General features: G+C 41.9%; 21 protein-coding genes and 2 pseudogenes. 4 read left to right on the top strand and 19 right to left on the bottom strand.

Annotated elements, in window-relative coordinates; genetic code table 11:
• Nucleotides 1-31: 31 nt before the first annotated feature.
• Genes G519_RS0113385 through G519_RS0113375 form a run of 3 tightly spaced genes read right to left on the bottom strand, consistent with a single transcriptional unit; the run spans nucleotide 32 to nucleotide 2,529 of the window.
• On the bottom strand, nucleotides 32-976 hold the full coding sequence (locus G519_RS0113385) for a metal ABC transporter substrate-binding protein (RefSeq protein ID WP_029195129.1): 945 nt from the start codon (nucleotides 974-976) through the stop codon (nucleotides 32-34).
• A gap of 12 nt (nucleotides 977-988) precedes the next feature.
• Nucleotides 989-1,876 (bottom strand): metal ABC transporter permease, encoded by an 888-nt coding sequence (locus tag G519_RS42895; protein WP_051253371.1) that lies wholly within the window; start codon nucleotides 1,874-1,876, stop codon nucleotides 989-991.
• Nucleotides 1,822-2,529, bottom strand: coding sequence for a metal ABC transporter ATP-binding protein (locus G519_RS0113375; RefSeq protein ID WP_029195128.1), 708 nt, complete (start codon nucleotides 2,527-2,529; stop codon nucleotides 1,822-1,824). Before G519_RS0113375 ends, G519_RS42895 begins: the two co-directional genes overlap by 55 nt.
• An 878-nt stretch (nucleotides 2,530-3,407) precedes the next feature.
• Between G519_RS0113375 and G519_RS0113370 the strand changes: the two genes are divergently transcribed.
• Nucleotides 3,408-3,626 carry an alpha/beta-type small acid-soluble spore protein gene (locus G519_RS0113370; protein WP_029195127.1) on the top strand — a complete coding sequence of 73 codons (219 nt, stop codon included), beginning with the start codon at nucleotides 3,408-3,410 and terminating at the stop codon, nucleotides 3,624-3,626.
• A 78-nt stretch (nucleotides 3,627-3,704) separates the two neighbouring features.
• Here G519_RS0113370 and G519_RS0113365 read toward each other — a convergent pair whose 3' ends face one another.
• The 3 genes and pseudogenes from G519_RS0113365 to G519_RS53515 form a co-directional block, all read right to left on the bottom strand.
• Nucleotides 3,705-4,550, bottom strand: coding sequence for an ATP-dependent DNA ligase (locus G519_RS0113365; protein WP_029195126.1), 846 nt, complete (start codon nucleotides 4,548-4,550; stop codon nucleotides 3,705-3,707).
• Nucleotides 4,551-4,620: 70 nt separating this feature from the next.
• Nucleotides 4,621-5,247, bottom strand: coding sequence for an SGNH/GDSL hydrolase family protein (locus tag G519_RS42890; RefSeq protein WP_051253370.1), 627 nt, complete (start codon nucleotides 5,245-5,247; stop codon nucleotides 4,621-4,623).
• Nucleotides 5,248-5,277: 30 nt separating this feature from the next.
• A pseudogene (locus G519_RS53515) lies at nucleotides 5,278-5,538 on the bottom strand (SGNH/GDSL hydrolase N-terminal domain-containing protein); the annotation flags it as partial.
• Between the two features lie 1,001 nt (nucleotides 5,539-6,539).
• Between G519_RS53515 and G519_RS42885 the strand changes: the two are divergent.
• Nucleotides 6,540-7,897, top strand: a pseudogene (locus tag G519_RS42885) (IS4 family transposase).
• A 91-nt stretch (nucleotides 7,898-7,988) separates the two neighbouring features.
• On the opposite strand, the gene G519_RS0113350 reads toward G519_RS42885, so the two are convergent.
• From G519_RS0113350 to G519_RS0113310, 8 genes are read right to left on the bottom strand one after another with little or no spacing between them, the layout of a single operon-like run.
• Nucleotides 7,989-9,263 (bottom strand): alkyl/aryl-sulfatase, encoded by a 1,275-nt coding sequence (locus G519_RS0113350; RefSeq protein WP_029195125.1) that lies wholly within the window; start codon nucleotides 9,261-9,263, stop codon nucleotides 7,989-7,991.
• Between the two features lie 20 nt (nucleotides 9,264-9,283).
• On the bottom strand, nucleotides 9,284-10,327 hold the full coding sequence (locus G519_RS48955) for a macro domain-containing protein (protein ID WP_174806652.1): 1,044 nt from the start codon (nucleotides 10,325-10,327) through the stop codon (nucleotides 9,284-9,286).
• A gap of 24 nt (nucleotides 10,328-10,351) precedes the next feature.
• Nucleotides 10,352-11,197: a Sir2 family NAD-dependent protein deacetylase gene (locus tag G519_RS0113335; protein ID WP_029195124.1), complete on the bottom strand. Its 846-nt coding sequence runs from the start codon at nucleotides 11,195-11,197 to the stop codon at nucleotides 10,352-10,354.
• 22 nt (nucleotides 11,198-11,219) lie between these two features.
• On the bottom strand, nucleotides 11,220-12,185 hold the full coding sequence (locus tag G519_RS0113330; RefSeq protein ID WP_029195123.1) for a zinc-binding alcohol dehydrogenase family protein: 966 nt from the start codon (nucleotides 12,183-12,185) through the stop codon (nucleotides 11,220-11,222).
• Nucleotides 12,186-12,213: 28 nt separating this feature from the next.
• Nucleotides 12,214-12,825 (bottom strand): ABC transporter permease, encoded by a 612-nt coding sequence (locus G519_RS0113325; protein ID WP_029195122.1) that lies wholly within the window; start codon nucleotides 12,823-12,825, stop codon nucleotides 12,214-12,216.
• Entirely contained in the window at nucleotides 12,822-13,592 is a 771-nt protein-coding gene (locus G519_RS0113320) for an ABC transporter ATP-binding protein (RefSeq protein ID WP_029195121.1), read from the bottom strand. Before G519_RS0113320 ends, G519_RS0113325 begins: the two co-directional genes overlap by 4 nt.
• Nucleotides 13,593-13,609: 17 nt before the next feature.
• Nucleotides 13,610-14,518, bottom strand: a complete 909-nt coding sequence (locus tag G519_RS0113315; protein WP_244280104.1) for a glycine betaine ABC transporter substrate-binding protein — start codon at nucleotides 14,516-14,518, stop codon at nucleotides 13,610-13,612.
• A gap of 9 nt (nucleotides 14,519-14,527) precedes the next feature.
• A complete protein-coding gene (locus G519_RS0113310) occupies nucleotides 14,528-15,184 on the bottom strand; it encodes an ABC transporter permease (protein WP_029195119.1) in 657 nt (218 codons plus the stop codon).
• 263 nt (nucleotides 15,185-15,447) lie between these two features.
• Here G519_RS0113310 and G519_RS0113305 point away from each other — a divergent pair, with 263 nt between their 5' ends.
• A complete protein-coding gene (locus G519_RS0113305; RefSeq protein ID WP_051253368.1) occupies nucleotides 15,448-15,810 on the top strand; it encodes a winged helix-turn-helix transcriptional regulator in 363 nt (120 codons plus the stop codon).
• 106 nt (nucleotides 15,811-15,916) lie between these two features.
• Here G519_RS0113305 and G519_RS0113300 read toward each other — a convergent pair whose 3' ends face one another.
• From G519_RS0113300 to G519_RS0113285, 4 genes are all read right to left on the bottom strand, one after another.
• Nucleotides 15,917-16,264, bottom strand: a complete 348-nt coding sequence (locus tag G519_RS0113300) for an MDR/zinc-dependent alcohol dehydrogenase-like family protein (protein WP_029195117.1) — start codon at nucleotides 16,262-16,264, stop codon at nucleotides 15,917-15,919.
• Between the two features lie 281 nt (nucleotides 16,265-16,545).
• Nucleotides 16,546-16,707 (bottom strand): helix-turn-helix domain-containing protein, encoded by a 162-nt coding sequence (locus G519_RS48950; RefSeq protein WP_084160144.1) that lies wholly within the window; start codon nucleotides 16,705-16,707, stop codon nucleotides 16,546-16,548.
• Between the two features lie 261 nt (nucleotides 16,708-16,968).
• Nucleotides 16,969-17,775 (bottom strand): TrmH family RNA methyltransferase, encoded by an 807-nt coding sequence (locus tag G519_RS0113290; protein ID WP_029195116.1) that lies wholly within the window; start codon nucleotides 17,773-17,775, stop codon nucleotides 16,969-16,971.
• 10 nt (nucleotides 17,776-17,785) lie between these two features.
• Nucleotides 17,786-18,490, bottom strand: a complete 705-nt coding sequence (locus G519_RS0113285) for a potassium channel family protein (protein WP_217283047.1) — start codon at nucleotides 18,488-18,490, stop codon at nucleotides 17,786-17,788.
• Nucleotides 18,491-18,601: 111 nt separating this feature from the next.
• Between G519_RS0113285 and sspI the strand changes: the two genes are divergently transcribed.
• Nucleotides 18,602-18,805, top strand: coding sequence for a small acid-soluble spore protein SspI (gene sspI / locus G519_RS0113280; protein ID WP_029195114.1), 204 nt, complete (start codon nucleotides 18,602-18,604; stop codon nucleotides 18,803-18,805).
• A 242-nt stretch (nucleotides 18,806-19,047) separates the two neighbouring features.
• Here the strand turns inward: sspI and G519_RS0113275 are convergent, their stop codons facing one another.
• Nucleotides 19,048-19,509: a hypothetical protein gene (locus G519_RS0113275; RefSeq protein WP_029195113.1), complete on the bottom strand. Its 462-nt coding sequence runs from the start codon at nucleotides 19,507-19,509 to the stop codon at nucleotides 19,048-19,050.
• Nucleotides 19,510-19,522 lie beyond the last annotated feature (13 nt).

Raw genomic sequence — 19,522 nt, 5'->3', positions numbered from 1 at the left:
AAATATTAAAAAAAGTAATTTTAAGTTCTATTTATTCATTTAACGCTTTTTTCAATGCTTCCAGGTTATTCGTCATAACACCGATGTAATCAAGGTTTTTCTTTTTATCATCGTCTGTTAATCCCTCTATTGGGTTCAGCACAGCCGTTTTCGCACCGACTTCTTTGGCAATTGTACTCGCAACCTTTGGATCTACCAAGGTTTCAAAGAAAATCGTTTGTACCTTATTATCTTTGGCAAATTTAATAATTTCCGCCATTTTATCCGGGGCTGGCTCTTCTTCAGGAGATAGTCCGGCAATAGGAACCTGTTTCAGCCCGTATTCTTTGGCCAAATAACCAAAAGCTGCATGCTGCGTGACGAATTCTTTATGCTTTACATTTTTAAGACCTGTTTTAAATGAATCGTCCAAGGCTTTCAGCTTTCCGATATAGGCATCCGCATTTTTTCGATAATCCTCTTTGTGAGCAGGGTCAGCTTGCGTTAATCCAACAACAATGGCCTCAACCTCTTGCTGAGCAAGTACCGGAGTTAGCCAAACATGCGGATCTAGGATTTTGTCTGCATGCGCTTCTTTCTTGGGATCAGCTTGATGTTCTTCCTCCGGTAAGCCTTCCATTAATTCAATTCCTTTACTTGCTTCAACAACGACACGATTCTTATTCTCAGCACTCTTAAGTGATTGCTCCGCCCATCCTTCTACAATACCGTTGTAAACGAACACATTAGCATCCTTCAGTTGTTTCATATCTTTCGCACTAGGCTCCCAGTCATGGGGTTCAGCCCCCGGCGGTATTAGAGCAATCACATTGGCATGATCACCTGCAACTTGCTTAGTGAATTCATACATGGGGTAGAAGCTTGTAACGACATTTAATTTGCCATTACTTGAAGCGGTGTTAGACGCACAACCCGATAAGATAGCAGCTGATAATACGGTAAAAGCAAGTGATTTAGATACCCAGATTTTTTTCATTGGTATTTCCTCCTACAATTTGTTAAATGATGAAATGGTTGTTTCTTTGGACAGACGTGGGATGGTGTCAGCTGCATTTTTTGCTTTGCTTTTGCTAAAGGTCAGAACCACCTTTTTCAAACCAAGACCAGTAATAAGAATAAATAAGAGTAGCAGCGCTATCGTCCCACCCGGAGGTGTACTAAGCTGATAAGAAGCGGTTAGTCCGGAAACGACACCAAGTAAGCCAATGCTCATAGCTATAAAAAGTGCAGATGTAAAACTAGGTGCAATTCGAATGGCAAGCGCCGCGGGCAGTACAATTAATGCCGAAACGAGAAGAACGCCAACGATCGGCATAGCCGCGGATACAATCATACCTGTTAAGACGCTAAAACCAAGTGAGATCCACTTCACAGGAAGCCCATTGGTCTTAGCCGTATCTTCATCGAATGTAATCTGATAGAGCGGACGACGGAATAGATAGAAAAAGATGCCCCCGATGATCGCGACCACAAACATGAGGAGAAGCTCGGTTTCATTCACAGCAACAACAGAGCCGAATAAATAAGCGGAGAAGCCTTTATTGATGCTTTGCTTGAGACTCATGATGATCACCGCGGTTGATAATCCACCCACCATAATGATGGCAACCGAAATTTCACTATACGTTTTATAGGACCTCCTTACATATTCCACAGCTATAGCGCCTAGCGTAGCTACGACGAATCCAGTCAAGGTTGGATTGATGTTTAGATACGCACCTCCTGCAACCCCTGCCAAGGAAACATGGGAGAGCATGTCAGCCATCAGCGCTTGTCTGCGAAGCATCAGATATACACCGAGAATCGAAGCCATGATGGCTATTAACCCACCGGCACAAAATGCCCGCTGCATGAAGTCGTAGTGCAGCATTTCCATCCGCCATCCTCCTTTCTCTCCAGCTCAATAATACGATCCAAATAGGGAGCGACCTCGTTAAGTCCATGCGTCACCATAACAACGGTTCGCCCGTGAGCTTTCACTTGATGATGCATCAACTCGTAGAAGCCAAAGCGGCTATCCTGATCCATCCCTGTTGTCGGTTCATCGAGAACAAGCATATCCGGCTCCTGTGCAAGTGCTCTGGCGATGCAAATACGCTGCTTTTGGCCTCCGGAGAGCTCACCAATCTTGCGCTTGCGCAAATCCCACATCCCAACCTGACGGAGGGCTTTCTCCGTCTGCACCTCATCTTCTTTGTCCAGTTTACGAAACCATGAGCGGCTTGCATACCTACCTGATTGGACAAACTCCAATATCGTGCTAGGGAATCCACTATTGAAGGCGGAGATTTGCTGGGATACGTACCCCACTCTCAGCTTCTTACCCTCCTTATTGGTTGAAGACAAGAAAATACTCCCTTTCCAAGGATCAAGCAAGCCAAGAAGCAATTTCAGCAAAGTCGACTTGGCTGCACCATTGGGACCTGTAATAGCTACAAACTCACCCGACTGAATCTCTACACTCGCGTCTTGAATACAAGGGACGTCATTGTAACCGAATTCCACCTCATCCATGGAGGCAACTAACATAAGAACAGATCCTTTCCGACTTTATATGTAAAAATTACGATTTTAGTTGGTGACTATCCTTGATTTATATGTCGAAGCCCAAACTACAAGTGAGTTATTAGGCTTTGTGATCGATTAATCGTAATTATTACTTTTACACTGAAAAATATATCTTTTTCCAGAGGCTGTGTCAATAAGAAAACTTATAGCACGAGCTGAAGCTCGTCGACAGAGTCCGAGATGCCGGAAATCGACTTCTCAGCGGACTGTCCCTCGTTAACGATGAAAAACATGCTTACATGATGAGGACTCGGCCGAAATAGCCCTATTCCTGCTCGTTAGTGATGTTTTTCATCGCTAAAGAAGGCGTGAGGGTGGAAAGTACCTCCATAGCGATGAAAAACATGCTTACTTGATGAGGACGCAGCCGAAATAGTCCGTTTCCCGCTCGTTAGGGATGTTTTTCATCGCTAAAGAAGGCGTGAGGTTGGAAAGTACTTCCATAGCGATGAAAAACATGCTTACTTGATGAGGACTCGGCCGAAATAGTCCTATTTCTGCTCGTTAGGGATGTTTTTCATCGCTAAAGAAGGCGTGAGGTGGAAAAGCACTTCCATAGCGATGAAAAACATGCTTACTTGATGAGGACGCGGTAGAAATAGTCCGTTTCCCGCTCGCTAGGGATGTTTTCATCGCTAAAGTAGGCTCCCGATTGTCCCGCGCATACATGCAGATTAAGCGCGGAAAACTCGCATACAGTCAGAGCTCTGCGAGCCGAAGCTCGCCCGCAGCATCCGAGAAGCCGAAAATCGACTTATCGGAAATTTATTTTGGGAAGATGAATAAAAAACCATTTAATCCACAAAATACTCCTACACCACAAAAAAGGAGTGAATCAAATGGCTAGAAGAAACAGCAATACATTAGTCGTGCAACAAGCAAGAGCAGCTCTTGACCAAATGAAATATGAAGTCGCTCAAGAATTAGGTATTCAAATTCCGCAAGATGGTTATTACGGCTATATGGCTACTCGTGATACTGGCGCAATCGGCGGTAACATTACGAGAAGATTAGTTCAATTGGCCGAACAACAACTAACTGGCGGAATTAGACGCTAATTCCTTGGTTGAAGTGCAAGCAAAACAAAAGACTGTAACCACCACTTCCTCCTTTGGTGATTTCAGTCTTTTTTATGCTTAGATCACGAATTCCATGAATACTGGCTTCCTTAGTTTTCCGCTTTTGGTCCAATTTCTTGTCTTAATCTTTGCCATGATTCGCGGTTCCATATAGGCAAAATTCTGGTCTTCCTTGAAGACTAAGCGTTTCTTCAGACGATCTAGAGCTTTCTGGTGAATTGGGGTTACACCTGACTCAATAACCCCAACTGGGAACTTGGAGCCATCAGGTGCATCAATAGAGGCCAATAAGGCGAAATTATTTTTTCTGTAACCGGAAATATACACATCCGCATAAGTCCAATTGATCACCTTTTGCCATTGTTTGGAGCGTTTGTCTATTTCGTAGGTGGAATTCTCTTTTTTAGATTTCATAATAATGCCCTCAAGTCCCTGCTCACGAACCTGCTCAAAATAATCAACGGCATTTCCCTCAAACACTTTAACCTTTTTATAGTGATCATTTTCATTGAAAGCCTTGTCCAACAGTTCTTTTCGTTTCAGTAAGGTTAAACCCGTGACGTCAATTCCTTTGTATCTCATAATGTCAAATGCGCAGAATATCACAGGTGTTTTGTTTTTACTTGATAAAAACCTGGCTGACATGGCTTCAAAGTCTGGTTTCCCTTGATCGTCCATCATTATTAATACTCCATCAAGTATGGTTCCTTCAGGCAGGGGGCAACTATATAACTCAGGGAATTTATTTGTAATCAAGTTATTATGCTTCGTATAAACATAGAGTTTATCCATATTGGAGATCATACATCTAAGACCATCTAATTTATATTCCGCTATATGATGTTTGCTTTTAAATGGTTTATTATCTTTTGCGTATGACGCTAGCATAGGAGAAATGAACATTTTTTTATCACCCTATGCTAAATGATACTTCACCATTATTCATCTGCCTAATGGAACTTGAAGGGAAAACTCAATTGAGGTAAGGACGCAAAAGATTTTCCAGCAATGGCTTTAGCGCTTCGCTCATTCTCTTATAACCCAAATCCGACGGATGAATGCCATCTACCGTGCATTCCCCATATTCTAATCCGAGCAGCTCTTCTCCATTAAAAAAATGAATGTGAGGATCTCCACTTTGCCTCAATCGTTCTACCGTTTCCTGCTGGAATTGCTTTCGCTCCTCCCGTTGCCGAAACATATGAACATCGAAAGCCTCCTTCGCAAGCCGGATTTGTGAAAGGACCAGAATGGGTACTTCGGCATATCGGGACCGAAAAATTCGAATAAACTCAGGAAGTGTCTCTCTAAGACGTTCCGTGCTAGGCGTGTTCCCCTCATAATCTAATATAAGCAATGCAGGGTCGGGGATTTCGCTGATGATTTGAGCTAATTCTGGTTCTCCTTGCGCATTCCCCGAGAATCCGAGGTTCACAAACTCAAGAGGAAACATCCGGCTCAAGATGTTCGGATAAGCCATTCCCGGACGAGACGCGCAAGCTCCATGCGTGATAGACGTACCATAGATAAGCACTCGCTTGTCGGAAACGAAGCCTGGAGAATGAGCAACCGAAGCGGATGGCTCAATCCCGATCCACATCTCCTTCACCCCCTGATACAAGGGGAGATTCAATGTTATCTCTTTCATTTGATCTCCAAACGATTCAAAAAGAATGGCTTCATATTTCGAAAGCGCAGGATCGAAACGAGTAACGTTTACAAATTGCTGCTTTCCGTGAGAACCAATGTAACAATCAACACCGCATTGCCCCGTAGCCGGCATTTGATACATATTCGCTTTGTCGGCCAAAACAACTCGTACAGATAGTTTCGGGGAATCCGACTGGAAGTGGATTTGAACACCCGCTGTAAAATTCGCAAGCCGGTCCACTTCAGACCTTTGTACTTTAACTTTTCAGTCAAGTTAGTGGAGAGTTCTTTTAATTTAAAATAAATTGTTTGTAATTCAGTCCCATCCTCAGTATCTTCATACCTTTTTTCTAAACGGTCAATAAATGTATTCCAATAATCAAAATTACAATTGGAAACAATATCTGACCTTAAGGACAATACTTTAATTAGTGATTCTAATTCTGCTTCGTCACTACGATCAACAATTTTAGAAAAACCTCCATTGACCAATTGATTTATATATTCCTCTGTAAGAGCTACAGATTCAGAAAACAACTCACTAGCTAATTCATCCAAAATTAATGTTATAGAATTATCACTATACGTTAAATATTGCCTTAAATTCTGACTAATATCCTTTTTATAAGGAGCATCAATAATGTTGAAAAATTTTAATAAATCTCCCTTTTTTGAAAATCCACTTGGATAATCTTTTATTGAATCGAGTAGTGCATCAGCATATTCAAGACCTAAAAAATGGCCCTCCTCTAATGTCAATTCCTTCAAAAATAAGTATAAGTTATCTCTCTTTTGCAATGAAACCTTCCATACTTTTTTGTTAAAATCAGTAAGGTGAGTAAATATCCATTTCTTCAAAATTGTCCGCTTGTCTTTATCTTTATCCAATATTTTTAATAAATATATAAACAAAGGGATCATCTCTTCGCTGAAATCCCTAGATATTAAATTTTCAACGAAGTCATTAGAATCACAAAATTTATTTGAAAGAGAGATCGCTTCATCTGGGTCTATATTGTAAATAGAAGTGAAATAGTCCAAATAAATATCTGCGTTTATGTGGATATAATTAGTTTCTTTATTACTTAACTCAACTTTCGCACCTACGAAAAACTAGAATACCCATATGGTTGTAAGGATTAACATGAAATTTTGCTCCCCTTGACAGAAAAACACCCTCTTTGTTTGGTATCATGGAAGTGACGAGCAACCATGCAAACAAAGAAAGGTGTTGTAACCCTTATGGTACACCAAAAATCCTTGTCTGAACAGGCAACAACCCGTTTTTCCTTTTTGTTTTCCACATTGCAAATCGGCCAATTGCTGCGAAATGCCGGAATCACCAAATCCTTTGGCTTTTCTAGTCTTGCTGTTTTTCAGCTTCTGTTTTCACTCGTGTTCGAAGGCCGGAATTGGTTTCGCCTTTTGGAGAGTGAGCGCGGTGAATCACTGCCAGGTAAAGACGTCATTTATCGTTTCCTCAATCAGAGCACATTTGCTTGGCGGAAGTTTCTCCATAGCTTTGCTTTGAGAGTCGTTTTGCACTTTGAGTCGCTCATTGCCACTTCGCGTACACGCGTATTCATCATTGACGACTCCGTCTTGAGGCGTAACCGAAGTAAGAAAGCCGAACTGTTGGCACACGTATTCGACCACACGACAGGTCGCTTTACCAAAGGGTTTACAATGTTGACGCTTGGTTGGTCCGATGGTTTTAGCTTTGCCCCCATTGACTTTGTCATGCTTTCCTCAGCTAAGCTTGCGAACCGAATTTGTGAAATCAAGGACAACTTTCTAAGCGCTGTCATGGCTACAAGCGCCGGCTTGAATCCCTCCATCGCAAACCAGATGCCGTAGTAGATCTTCTAAAGCGGGCACTAACCGCCGGATTTACAGCGGACTATGTGCTCATGGACAGCTGGTTTACTCAGGCACCTTTACTTCGTCAACTTTACGAAATGGGACTTCCGGTCATTGGGATGGTCAAAGAATTGAAACAACGCTACCGATTAAACGGTAAGCTAATGACCTTGAAAGAGGTATATGCAACACTTCCAAAGTGTAAGGCTACTGAGATTCTGGGCTCTGTCATCACCGAAACCGCTTGTGGTTTATCCATTAAGTTAGTGTTTGTTCAAAATCGCAACAAACGACGAGAATGGCTGGCAATTATCACTACCGACTTGACGGTGAGTGAAGACGAAATTGAACGAATCTATGGTATGCGTTGGAGTATCGAGACGTTTTTCAAATTTACGAAGAGCTATCTTAAACTTGGTACTGAGTTTCAAGGACGTTCATTTGACATGTTGATCAGCCACACGACGGTTGTGTTCAGCCGTTATTTGGTGATGGAATATGAACGTCGCCGGGAAAATGACGCCAAGTCGCTAGGTGGATTATTTTTCCTATTTGCGGATGAGGTAAGGGACTTGGATTATCAAACCGCGTTGCAGCAACTGATGACATTGTTCCTGAAATTGGCCGGAGCCAAGTCAAAACAGGAGAAGACCAATGTATTTTGTCAACTCCGCGAGTGGATCGTCGGTTTACCTTGCTACATCAAGGGATTGTTCATAGATTTAAGCTGCGAAAGTTGAGTTAGTATCAAATTTCATTTTCTCATCTTCCCTTTCAGTATTATAGTTCATCATTAATAAACACATTTATATAAAATGGAACTGTACCGGCTTAATCTTCTAATAGTTCTTTGGCGCATGCAATATAATAGTGCCTTCCATTTGCACTTGTTTCTTGCTTTGATAGTGCCATTAATCCTTTTGCTTTCAACTGTTTTGCAATTATTAATTCTCTTTCAGCACTGATTAACAGGTCACAAAGCTCAACTGCCCATTGCTCTTCTCGAATATCAAGCGCTCTTTTGATTTCCGTTACGACCGACTCATGACTGCCTATTAGATTCAACATCTTTTCTGCATGTGTCTTTGATGGCAATTTATTTAGATTCGTTGGATTGCCATCAAACCATCCGAGATACCCGTTGTAAATACTGCGCACAGTCCATGCAACAGTCCCGTAAAACTCGCCCAGATAGGGGAGCTCCGCAAGTTTTTCAGGTAGCTTTACGATACTTGCCAGTTCATCTACTTTTAAACCCTTATTCATACCCCTTAGTGTTTCTTCAAGAACAAATTCGATTGCATCTCGGAAGTTCAACAATACCTCTTGAACTTGGTTTCTCCCTACTAACGGTTTTGTATGACCTGGCAGAACATATTCTGCGGGATATGAAATAATTAAATTAAGTGAGTCTACCCAAGCGCTGACATCTCGGTATTGACCGCCACGGATGGCATATAAATTTGGAAAGCAGCCGTAATAATTATCTCCACAACAAAGCACCTTGCTATCTGGCAACCAAATAAAGATCTGGTCATCCGTTTCACCAAGTGCTGGTACCAATTCGACCTGAATGCCATCTATCGTTCGATTTACTTTTTCTTGTTTGTATACAGTTGTCGGAGGAAAAAAAGCTCGTTTTCCTTCTCCCACAACAATTCCCTCTCGAATCCCAATACCTTGAGTAATGACCTCTTCATCAGTTAAATAATACCCAAATTGATATGAACCACGTTTATTAAGTACATCATTCAATTCATTGGTACGTCCGAGTATAGGTTTCATTGGGGCAAATGCAATAACCTCCTCAACCGTATCACTAAAAACCCCCGCGCCACCTCGATGGTCAGGATGACTGTGGGTGTAGATAATCGTTTTTACTGGCTTTTCAGTAATGTCAGCAATGAGTTTTTTTAACTTTTCAGCCCTTACATCAGTTTCAAATGTATCAACTAGAATGACAGAATTCTCAGCCTCTATAATAATGGAATTACTATGGGCATATCCCATGACATGATAGATACTGTTTGTAATTTTCGTTACAGCTAGAGGATAAGCAGTAGCGGCAAAATTTTTCAGTAATTGCTCTCCATTTTCTTTCAACATCTTCATTCATCCCTTTCCACTTAAATTGGAAAAGCTTCGTTTTTGGAAATACGTATCATTTCACTAGGGAAAGAATTCCTGAAATATTTTCCAACCTTGATATGGATATCTTCTTGATACCACTTCGATAGATCATGCTCTTCGAATAACTGAGGCATTCCTAACCGCGCTGAACGTTTACCCATCGAACCGTCCCCAATCGTTAGTGTATCGATCCAAATACGATCCACTATTCCCTCCAACAATCTTGGGAAATCAGGGGTAAACGGTAAAACAGGAGAAATAGATGCTTGGGTAGACAATCCGGCATCATGTACTTCTTTTAACGCTTTTAGTCGCAGCTTGATTCCCGGGGCATACGGAGCAAAAATCCGCTTCATATCTGATCTATAACAGGAAGCTAATTCTGCTTTTTGCTGCTCTGTCAGTTCTATTCCCTTATCTATAATGGGACCCACTGTGTGCAGAACAAATTTGGAAGGCAAATTATAGCCTCTTGTGATTTTTGCTCCCCCCGTATCCTCCAACTCACCTTGAAGGGACATGATAGTGTTACAGTCTTCCCTTAATTGCGGGCCAGCCGCGGAGTGAATGGCGTTATCGATACAAGCATGATAGGGGTGAAAACAGCCTAACAAGTATTTGTTTGCAGCATTTACGATGGCGTCTGCACCTAATCGTGTCATGTCACCTTGCCACAAGGTGAATTTATGAGATTGATTAAAACTGCAATTGGGATATATATCAGAAATCGGCTCAAGAGGCCCAACTTCAATAACGCCTCTTTCCATTAGCTCCGTTTGTAATAGGGAATCTAACTTATTTAGGTTTTCCACATCGAGAGGTTTTGGTTCTCTGATAGTTAGAATTCCTTTTAGTAAATCTCGTTTGCCGGCATAATCACGAGGAACTTTAGCCTCTCTTAATTCTTCCTTCTCTTTTAAAAATGTTTCCAGCAGCTCGTCAACCATTTCCTCTTTACGATTTAAATAAAGCAATGAAGGTTCGTAGCAATCAGTCAAATGGATGGGAGATGCATATTCTTTTAAAGATAATTGTGTCATAATTACTCTCCCCTTAGCTCCTTTTTACTTCATTAAAGCTATTACAACCTCTCGCATATCCTCCGTAAACGTGATGGTTTTATCTTTATTTTCCTCAAAACCCTCGGGGTGGTCTTTGTTAAAACGAAGCAATGTTGCATATTCGTTATAATAAGTCATTCTTTCAAATGGATAACGAATAATACCAGGTGTATTAAACCCAACGCCTAATTCTAAATACACGATCTGCTTTCCTTCCGATTTTTGTAAGAAATCCTTATACAATCGATCTAGCTCATACCATTTTTCATCCTGTACAAAGTATTGATTGCTCCTTAGATTGGGGTCCATCTCGCCGCCGCAAACAGGACATCTGGGAACAAGCTCGGATGGTATTTTACAATCAACCGTTTGCTGAATCATTTCCTTTACTAAGGATTCGTTATAATAGCGTTTGTTGTGACAGCCTTCGGCACATTGCAGATAGCTGTAATTGCCTTGAACCTCAAATATCTTATAAGAGGGAAAGCCTGCTTTTTCAAACTGGCTCTCAACATTGGTGGTGATTACGAAATATTCTTTGTCTTTAGCCATCTGATATAAATCTTTGTAAAGCTTGGTTGGACCCGTTTCATACCGATTGAGGCTGATGTGTTTGGCCCAGTATGCCCATTTCTCCTCTTGTGTTGTAAACGGGTAAAAGCTGGACGTATACAAGTCGGTAAACCCATACTTTTCAATAAAAGATCCGAAGTGATCCGTAAATCGTTTCCCGCTGTATGTGATTCCCGCGGCGGCTGATAAACCCGCCCCTCCGCCTAATAATATATAATCGGCTTGTTTTATAGCCTGTTTCGCCTTTTCAATACGAGTCGAAATATTACCCTGCATGCCGCTCCCCCCTTTGGTTAGCTCAGGTATTCGTAACGACAATCTTTCCGTTTGCAGCGTTACTTTCCATTAGAAGATGTGCTTTATCGATTTGATCCAGCGTGAATACTTGTGCAATCGGAACTTGAATAGCATACTTCTCGATATGATTAAACAACTCTACAAGCAGTTGTTCTTTGATGGTTTCGCTTGTAAAGGCCGTAAAATAGACTCCTGTTGGAATATCGACCAGCGGTTCAAAGTGTTCTATTTCCCATTCGTTCCCCAATATTCCCGACATGCATAAGATGCCGTTCTCTGAAACAAGTGACAGTGAGTGTTTCAGTTTGGTGGTACCCACTAACTCTAAGACTTTATTAACACCTGTTGGGGCAATGGCAAATAGCTGCTCACTTAAACTGTCATCATCCAGCAGCACGTAATCCGCCCCCACTTGCTTAAGATATTCAGCTTTGTCTATGCTTCTGGTCGTCGATAATACTGTTGCTCCAACGCTCTTGGCCAGCTGCAATGCAGCCAGTCCTACGGAGCTTGTTCCGCCGCGAATCAGCAGCGTTTCGCCTTTCATCAGCTTTAGAGACACGAACAGTGATGCATAGGCCGTATAGTACATTTCCGGTATTGCGGCTAGTTTCACCCAGTCCATCTCATTGTAAATTGGATAAACTTGTCTTACAGGAACAAGAGCATATTCCGCATAACTGCCGTCAAATTCACGCCCAAGTCCACCCATCAATGAGACAACTCGTTGTTCCTTCTTAAATGAGCTATCGGAGGGATCTTCGATTGCCCCCACACATTCAATCCCAAGGATCCGAGGGAGCTTAACGGATGGGGAATGGCCCTGTCTCGTAAACATTTCGGAGCGATTAATACCAAATGCTTTTATTTTGACCAGAACCCAGCCTGGCTTCACCTCAGGAATCGGCACCTCGCTTACAGCTAAATCCTCAGGTGCACATGGTCTTTCCAAAACAACTGCTTTCATGGAGTTAGCGCTCCTTTCATAACCCTTTTCATGCAAATCCTTTTTCAATTCGAATTAATAACGCATTAGCACCGATTGCAAGCCCCGCGGACAGCAAGCTTCCCCACAATATTTTGTAAACATTCATTGTACGAAGTCCATCGAATAGAATTGTGCCTAGCCCACCCGCGTTGATGAATGCTGCAATTGTAGCTATACCAATTGTAGATACAACGGCAAGCCGTACTCCGGTAAAGAGAGCCCTCTTAGACAACGGCAGCCTCACCAGATAAAGAACCTGCCAATTCGTCATACCGATACCGAATGCCGCTTCTATGATCGACGGTTCAACTTCATTCAGTCCTGTGATAAAATTACGCAGCAATATATATTGGTTGTAAACAACTAAAGCCGTGATGGCTGTTTCTTTGCCTAAGCCCGTAACCGGGATCAAAATGGCTAAAAAAGCCAAGCTGGGGATGGAATAAATCACTGAAAATAATTGAAGCAGCATTTTGGAAAAGATTGTTGAAGACATGGCTACCATCGTTAAAATCGAAGCGAGAACGATTGAAATGATCATTGTCGCAACTAACATCTCCAGATGCTCCAGCAGCGCCGCGACTAATTTATCAAAATGGTTGACTGCATATTCGATCAAACGAATCCCTCCCAGAAACGCTCTTGCTCTCTTGAGGAATGGATGAGTGACGATACAAACTCGTCAGCAGGATTCTGTACAATATTTCTCGGCGTATCGAACTGAGAAACTTTACCTTCGTTCATAACAATGACTCTTGTCCCGAGCTTAAAGGCCTCGTTGATATCATGCGTAACAAGAAGAAATGTTTTCTTGAGCCCCCCATGAATACGTAAAAGCTCATCCTGCAAGTTCAACCGAGTAATGGCATCGATGGCACCAAAAGGCTCATCCAGCAACATGATTTTGGGATCGGTCGCTAGGGCTCGTGCCAGCCCGATTCTTTGTTGTTGACCGCCTGACAATTGCGACGGATAGCGATTTCGATATTCTCGTTGCTCTAACCCGACTTGAGAGAGCAATTCGTTTACTTTCAAATCAATCTTAGATTGTTCCCATTTTAAAAGTTTTGGCACTATCGCAATATTCTGAGCTATGGTCATATGAGGAAATAATCCTACTTGCTGAATCACATAACCCATCCGTCTTCTGACCTTTACTGGATCAACCATTGCAATATCTTCACCAAATAGCGTAATTGTTCCTTCGCTTGGTTCATGCATACGATTGACCATCTTGAGCAATGTTGTCTTTCCGGACCCCGAGGAGCCCAAAATCGTAATGAACTCCCCTTCGTTGATGGTCAAATTCACATGATCGACCACATTATGTTCGGATTTCGAATATTTTTTACATACATTACTGAACTCAATCGCTGTAAGAAGCATGTTATCCTCCATGACGCTTACTTAATGGATTTGTAAAACTCTTTTGCCACGTCTTCATAATCCTTTTTCTCAACATCAACTTTGGCATTTAGTGCTGTGACTGTTTTTGTATCTAATTTTGTACTTACTTTGTTAATTGCCTCCGCGATGCCAGAATTAGCGTTTAAAACATTATCGCGAATCACAGGCGCCAAATTATACGGCGGCCAGACATGTTTGTCGTCCTCTAATAAGGTGAACTGATCGATATTCACCAACTGCCCTTCCGTCGTATAGGCTGGAGCAACATCCCCTTCGTTATTTTTGAGCACCTCATATTTCAAGCTATTATCGTACACCTTCGACGATTTCCAATTTAGTTTCCCATATACTTTTTCTAAAGCAGGGATTCCATCCTCTCGTTGGTCAACCTCACCTTGTGATGCGAATCTAAGTTCACTTGCATGTTTTTGTAAATCCGAAATGGTGGTAATGCCAAGCTTTTTCGAAACATCCGTACGGATGACAAGACCAGCCCCGTCATTGGCCTGCGAGTAATTCAGCCAAGTAACTTGAAACCGTTTCTTATACTCGTCTTTCACTGTTTTATAAACCTCATCGGGATTAGTCATCAAATTCATCTTTAAAATGGTTAGCAACCCGGTCCCCGTATATTCAGGGTACAGATCAATTTCATTGTTTACGAGCGATGTATGAATGACGGAACCAGCAATATTAGAGACTCGTTTAACTTGATATCCGGCATCTTCCAAAGCTAATGCGTATAATTCTCCAACAATCAAATTCTCGGTGAAATCTTTTGTCCCAACACGAATTATTGTACTTGCATTAGGATTAGCGCTCTTAATTCCGCATGCAATCAGGGTTATTGTTAGAACCAATAGTGCGGCGACTGCAGCAAATGTTTTTAGTCTAATTTTCATCATTTTCTACTCCTACTTTCTAACGAGTTTATATTTGAACAAAAATCTGTCTGCCAGATCTAGAGATAATCCAGCTGCAATAGAAAGAACCGCAACCGAAATACCCCCAATTAATAGCAAATCCATGCGATTGAGTCCTAGGCCGGTAAAAATAATGCCTCCAAGTCCACCAGCACCGATCTTAGCGGCCAAGGTGGCACTTGCAATGATTTCAATCGTAGCCGTTTTGATTCCGGTTAGAATGATCGGCGCGGCTAAAGGAATTTTGACTTTCCACAAAATCTGTCGATCCGACATGCCACCCCCGTAGGCAGCTTCGATTATAAATGGAGATACCTCTTCCAAACCCGCAACAGTGTTCATAAGAATTGGCGGAATCGCGAGTAATATTAGAGCTATCAAAGCTGGCTTAATGCCCGTACCCATAACAGGGATCAAGAGCAGGAGAATAGCCAAGCTCGGAATAATTCTAAGGATTTGAAATATCGATACGATCCACTTTTCGTATTGTTTATATTCAGAGCAAATATACCCACAAATAACACCGATCAATGTAGAGAGCAATAATGCCATTACACTAATCCCTACATGCTCTTTTAAAGAAATCAAATAGTCATTTGTGTTATTTGTAAAATAATTCGTAAATTCCATCCACAAGTTACTGTTCAAATGATCCCGCCCTTTCCTCCGAAAGGTTTAGTTTCGCAAAAAATTTAAATTACCCATATTGATCTTTATTGTATCCATATAATGCCTATAAAAGCTGAGTGAGATTCACCTAATTACCCAACCTCCAATTTTGTATTACACCAAAGAAAATAACTTGCATATGATTGCGATGGATTTATAATAAAGTCTATAAAGCGATATGGAAAGTAGGCACCTTTTTATTATATAGGAACCTTTAAGTAACTAATGGAGGAGACATTCAATTGATTCCGAAAAAAGAACTACCGCTTTGCCCCGTAGCTACAACGGTCGGGCTGATCGGTAACAAGTGGAAATTGCTCATTTTAAGGGACTTACTGACAGGAACCAAGCGATTTGGGGAACTACGAAAAAGGATACCTGACATTAGCCAAAAGGTATTAACTCAAAATTTGCGTTCAATGGAGGAAGATGGGATTATCATCCGGGAGGTCTATGCTGAAGTTCCACCAAGAGTAGAATATCGGTTAAGCGATTTGGGAAACTCGTTAAAACCTATCATCGGTGTAATGGAAGTATGGGGTTTAAATTATCAAAAAGTTGTAAATGAAGAATCCGAGCATGCGCAGAAGGCCGATCACATTTAGTTTTTTCAAAATATCCGGTTTTGTTTGCATATGGAAAAGGAGGCTGACACTTAGTCGGCCTCCTTTTAATTGATTCACTCGAACAGATATTTTTAACGAAAATCATTTATTTCGCGATTTTGACGATGGGTTTAATGGCCATAACCTTTTTTGAATCTTCAAAGGCTTTATTAATATCTTCAAAATCGTAGAATTTCACCAATTTATCAAATGGGAATTTTCCTTCTTTATAATATTTAACCAATTGAGGAATAAGCAATTGAGGAACGGAATCTCCTTGAACGGTTCCGACGATTTTCTTGCCTTCCATTAAAATATCATTTACAAAGTTTAATGTGACGTCTCCAGACATGCCGACAATGGCTACGGTACCCAAGATTCGAAGTGAGTGAATGGATTGTTTAACCATATTCTGGAAAATGGATGTCGAGACAACGGTGGATGCGGTTTTCAATGTAATGCCTCTGTTCTTAATACAATACCGAAAAAGTAAAAACCCATGCTTAAGGCGACCAAACCTTGAGCGGTGGGTTTTTGCTGCCTTTATGAGTCGAAGTAGGTTATCTAAATACGGGTAATTTTATAGTCTAGAAAGTCCATAATTTCTTTTTGTTTTATACTAGAGAGTAATCTAAATTGAGAAATCAGTGTTACCTCTGTTGGGCTAAGACTCCAACCATCCGTTAATTTAATATCTTTACTAGCATCCTCATCTAATAAAAGATTAATATCCAGTCAATAAGCTCTTCTTAACGCCTGCAAGGTATCCGCTGAAGGCTTACTCTTCCCCTTCTCAATCTCACTTAAATTACCTTGTGATATACCAAGTGAAGCCGCAAATTCAACTTGATTTAAGTTATTTAGTTTTCTGAGAGCACGAATTTTATCCCCAATCATATCGCACCGTACCTTATAACAATTTCACTAATTATGACAAAATTGGTTCCAGAAAATAATGGCTCACAAAATGGAATGTTTTTTTAATGGCTCATATTGGAAAGTAACGCTGTACCTATTAATGCCTGTTAAAAAAGCCCGATATATCAAGTTTTTTTGGACATTGAGCTACCTTTCCTATGACAAATTTACGTTCCATCCTATGACAATTTACGTTCCAATCAGTGACAATCTGAATTACAACTCACAATAGAATTTCTTCTATTGCGACGGAACCAACCGCTGCCGCGAAGCCTCAAAAAGCAGCACCGTCGCGGCCATCGCGACGTTCAGCGATTCCGCTTTGCCCTGCATCGGAATAATCACCTGCACATCCGACTGTGCAGCGACTTCCGGCGACACGCCCTTGGCTTCGTTGCCGAGAATCAGCCACGTCGGCTGCCGCAGGTCCGTGTCGTAGCACGAGCGCTGCGCCTGCAGGCTCGTGGTCACGAGCCGCACGCCGCGCTCACGCGCGCGCGGCAGCAGCTCAAGCAGATCTGCCTCGACAATCGGCAGATGATACATCGATCCCATCGTCGAGCGGATCGTCTTGGGATTGTACAGATCGACCGTGCCGCGGCCGAGCACAACAGCCTTGGCCCCGACGGCATCCGCGCTGCGGATGATCGTGCCCAGGTTGCCCGGGTCCTGAACGCCGTCCAGGACCACCACAAGATCATGCTCGCCAGCGAGCAGCGCGTCCATGCCAAGCTGCGGTCGAGCCACAACGGCCAAAACCCCTTGCGGCGTCTGCGTATCTGAGCATTTTTCCAGCACAGCCTGGCTGACGCCAACCCATTCAACAGATTGGGCGACCTGCTCCGCTAATCCAGCAGGTATCCCTTTTTCCAAGCTATACATAATGGTCTCCACCTGAGCTCCCGCACGCAATGCTTCCTCCACCAGATGGTAACCCTCAATGATATATTTCCCTTGTTTGTCCCTGCCCTTGCGTTCTAAAAGCTGCGCCCATTCTTTGACTCTGGCATTCTGAACAGACATAATTTCCGTATGTACACTTGTCATTTATCTTTACCTACTCTGCAAAAGTCACTTCAAAAGTTTGAAGATCTGAATTTTTTCCTACAATAACCAAAATATCGTCCATTCTAAGCGGCTCTTCTGCACTTGGCGGAATGATCAGTTTTTCATTTTGTTTGATCGCAATGACATTACAGCCATATTTAGCCCGGATATCCAACTGTTTGAGGCTTTTACCAATCATTTGATTGGAAACCTTGATCTCTACGATACTGTAATCGGCAGATAGCTCTATATAATCGATAATATTAGATGAAATCAGATGATGCGCCACACGCTGTCCCATATCTCTTTCCGGATAAACGACTTTGTCAGCGCCAATTTTCTTTAATACTTTTCCATGCAGATCATTTACAGCTTTCACTATAATCTTAGCTATGCCCATTTCTTTGAGGATCAATGTAGTCAGAATACTCGCTTGAATATCCTCCCCAATAGCCACAACCACAACGTCAAAATTACGAATACCAAGAGCACGCAGCGCTTCCTCATCCGTAGAATCGGCTTGAACGGCATGTGTGACGAAAGCTGAAACCTCTTGAACCGTCTCTTCACGATGATCAATTGCAAGGACCTCAAACCCTAATTGTGACAATGTTTTAGCAACGCTAGACCCGAATCTTCCCATCCCAATAATCGCAAATTGCTTTCTCACTGTTGGCGTGTCCTCCAAATTCCTAAGATTACTATAGTATAACATACACATGACCCGCTTCTCACTATGCATGGAAAGTGGCGAAGTGAGTAAGGATGAACAGCTAGAAACTTGCGCATATTAATAACGATAACGAAATGGAAGCGAGGTCCACGAATGAACATCACCTTAAGACAGGCCATCGTCCAGCGAGTCCAGAATAAATCAAATGATGAGCTTCAAGAAGTGATTGAGGATTCCATCGGCGGAGAAGAACGGGTATTGCCAGGGCTTGGTGTGCTTTTCGAAATCATATGGCAGCATAGTGAAGCGAATATTCAAAACCAACTCGTAGAAACACTCAAAGACCATCTCGAATGACTCTACAACATCTAGCTGGCTAGGGGCTGCCAATGGCATTCCCTTAGCTTGTTTTATCCTAATCTGGGAACTTACAGGCAGCAGGAAATCCCGACCGTAACGGACACATCTTTCTGCTGGCAAAAATCAATAAAATCCCGCGCACCATCCCGCAAATGCACACTCTCAATCAGCTTATCAACCTACTCCATCAATGTTCCGTCAAAGTCTGTAACGACAGCAATTTTTTGCATGGCGGCCTTCTATTTTATTTCTATACCTGGAAGTAAATCGGGGATCACTGCTCTCCCAATCTTGATTAAGTACTGGTCCAAGTCTTTTTTCGCTACATCATTAACTACCTTATACTGTTTTCCATTTAAAAAGAGACTACTGGAATATTCAATTATTTGGGAGCCATCCTTGATTTTTAACGTGTATAATTGACCGACACTATCCGGCATACTTTCAACGTGAATCACTTGCATACCTTTAAGGATATTTGTTGTTTTTTGTAAATATTCATTTTCAACAATTGTCAATTCCTTACCATCACCGTACCGTACGTAAATTTGGCTTATGTCATTCAGACCACTGCCAAGAACGGTAGTTAAAGATATTTGCTTGGTTTCAACTATCTGTGCGGTATTACATCCTGTAATAAACAAGAACAAAATCGTTATTGTAGCAAGTAGTTTAATTCCATTTTGATAGCTTTTCATCATTTTACTCAATTCC

The sequence above is a fragment of the Paenibacillus alginolyticus DSM 5050 = NBRC 15375 genome (assembly GCF_000422905.1).
Taxonomy (GTDB): domain Bacteria; phylum Bacillota; class Bacilli; order Paenibacillales; family NBRC-103111; genus Paenibacillus_E; species Paenibacillus_E alginolyticus.
Note: the sequence above shows the minus strand (reverse complement) of the source record. Positions and strands in the feature narration are given on the sequence as shown.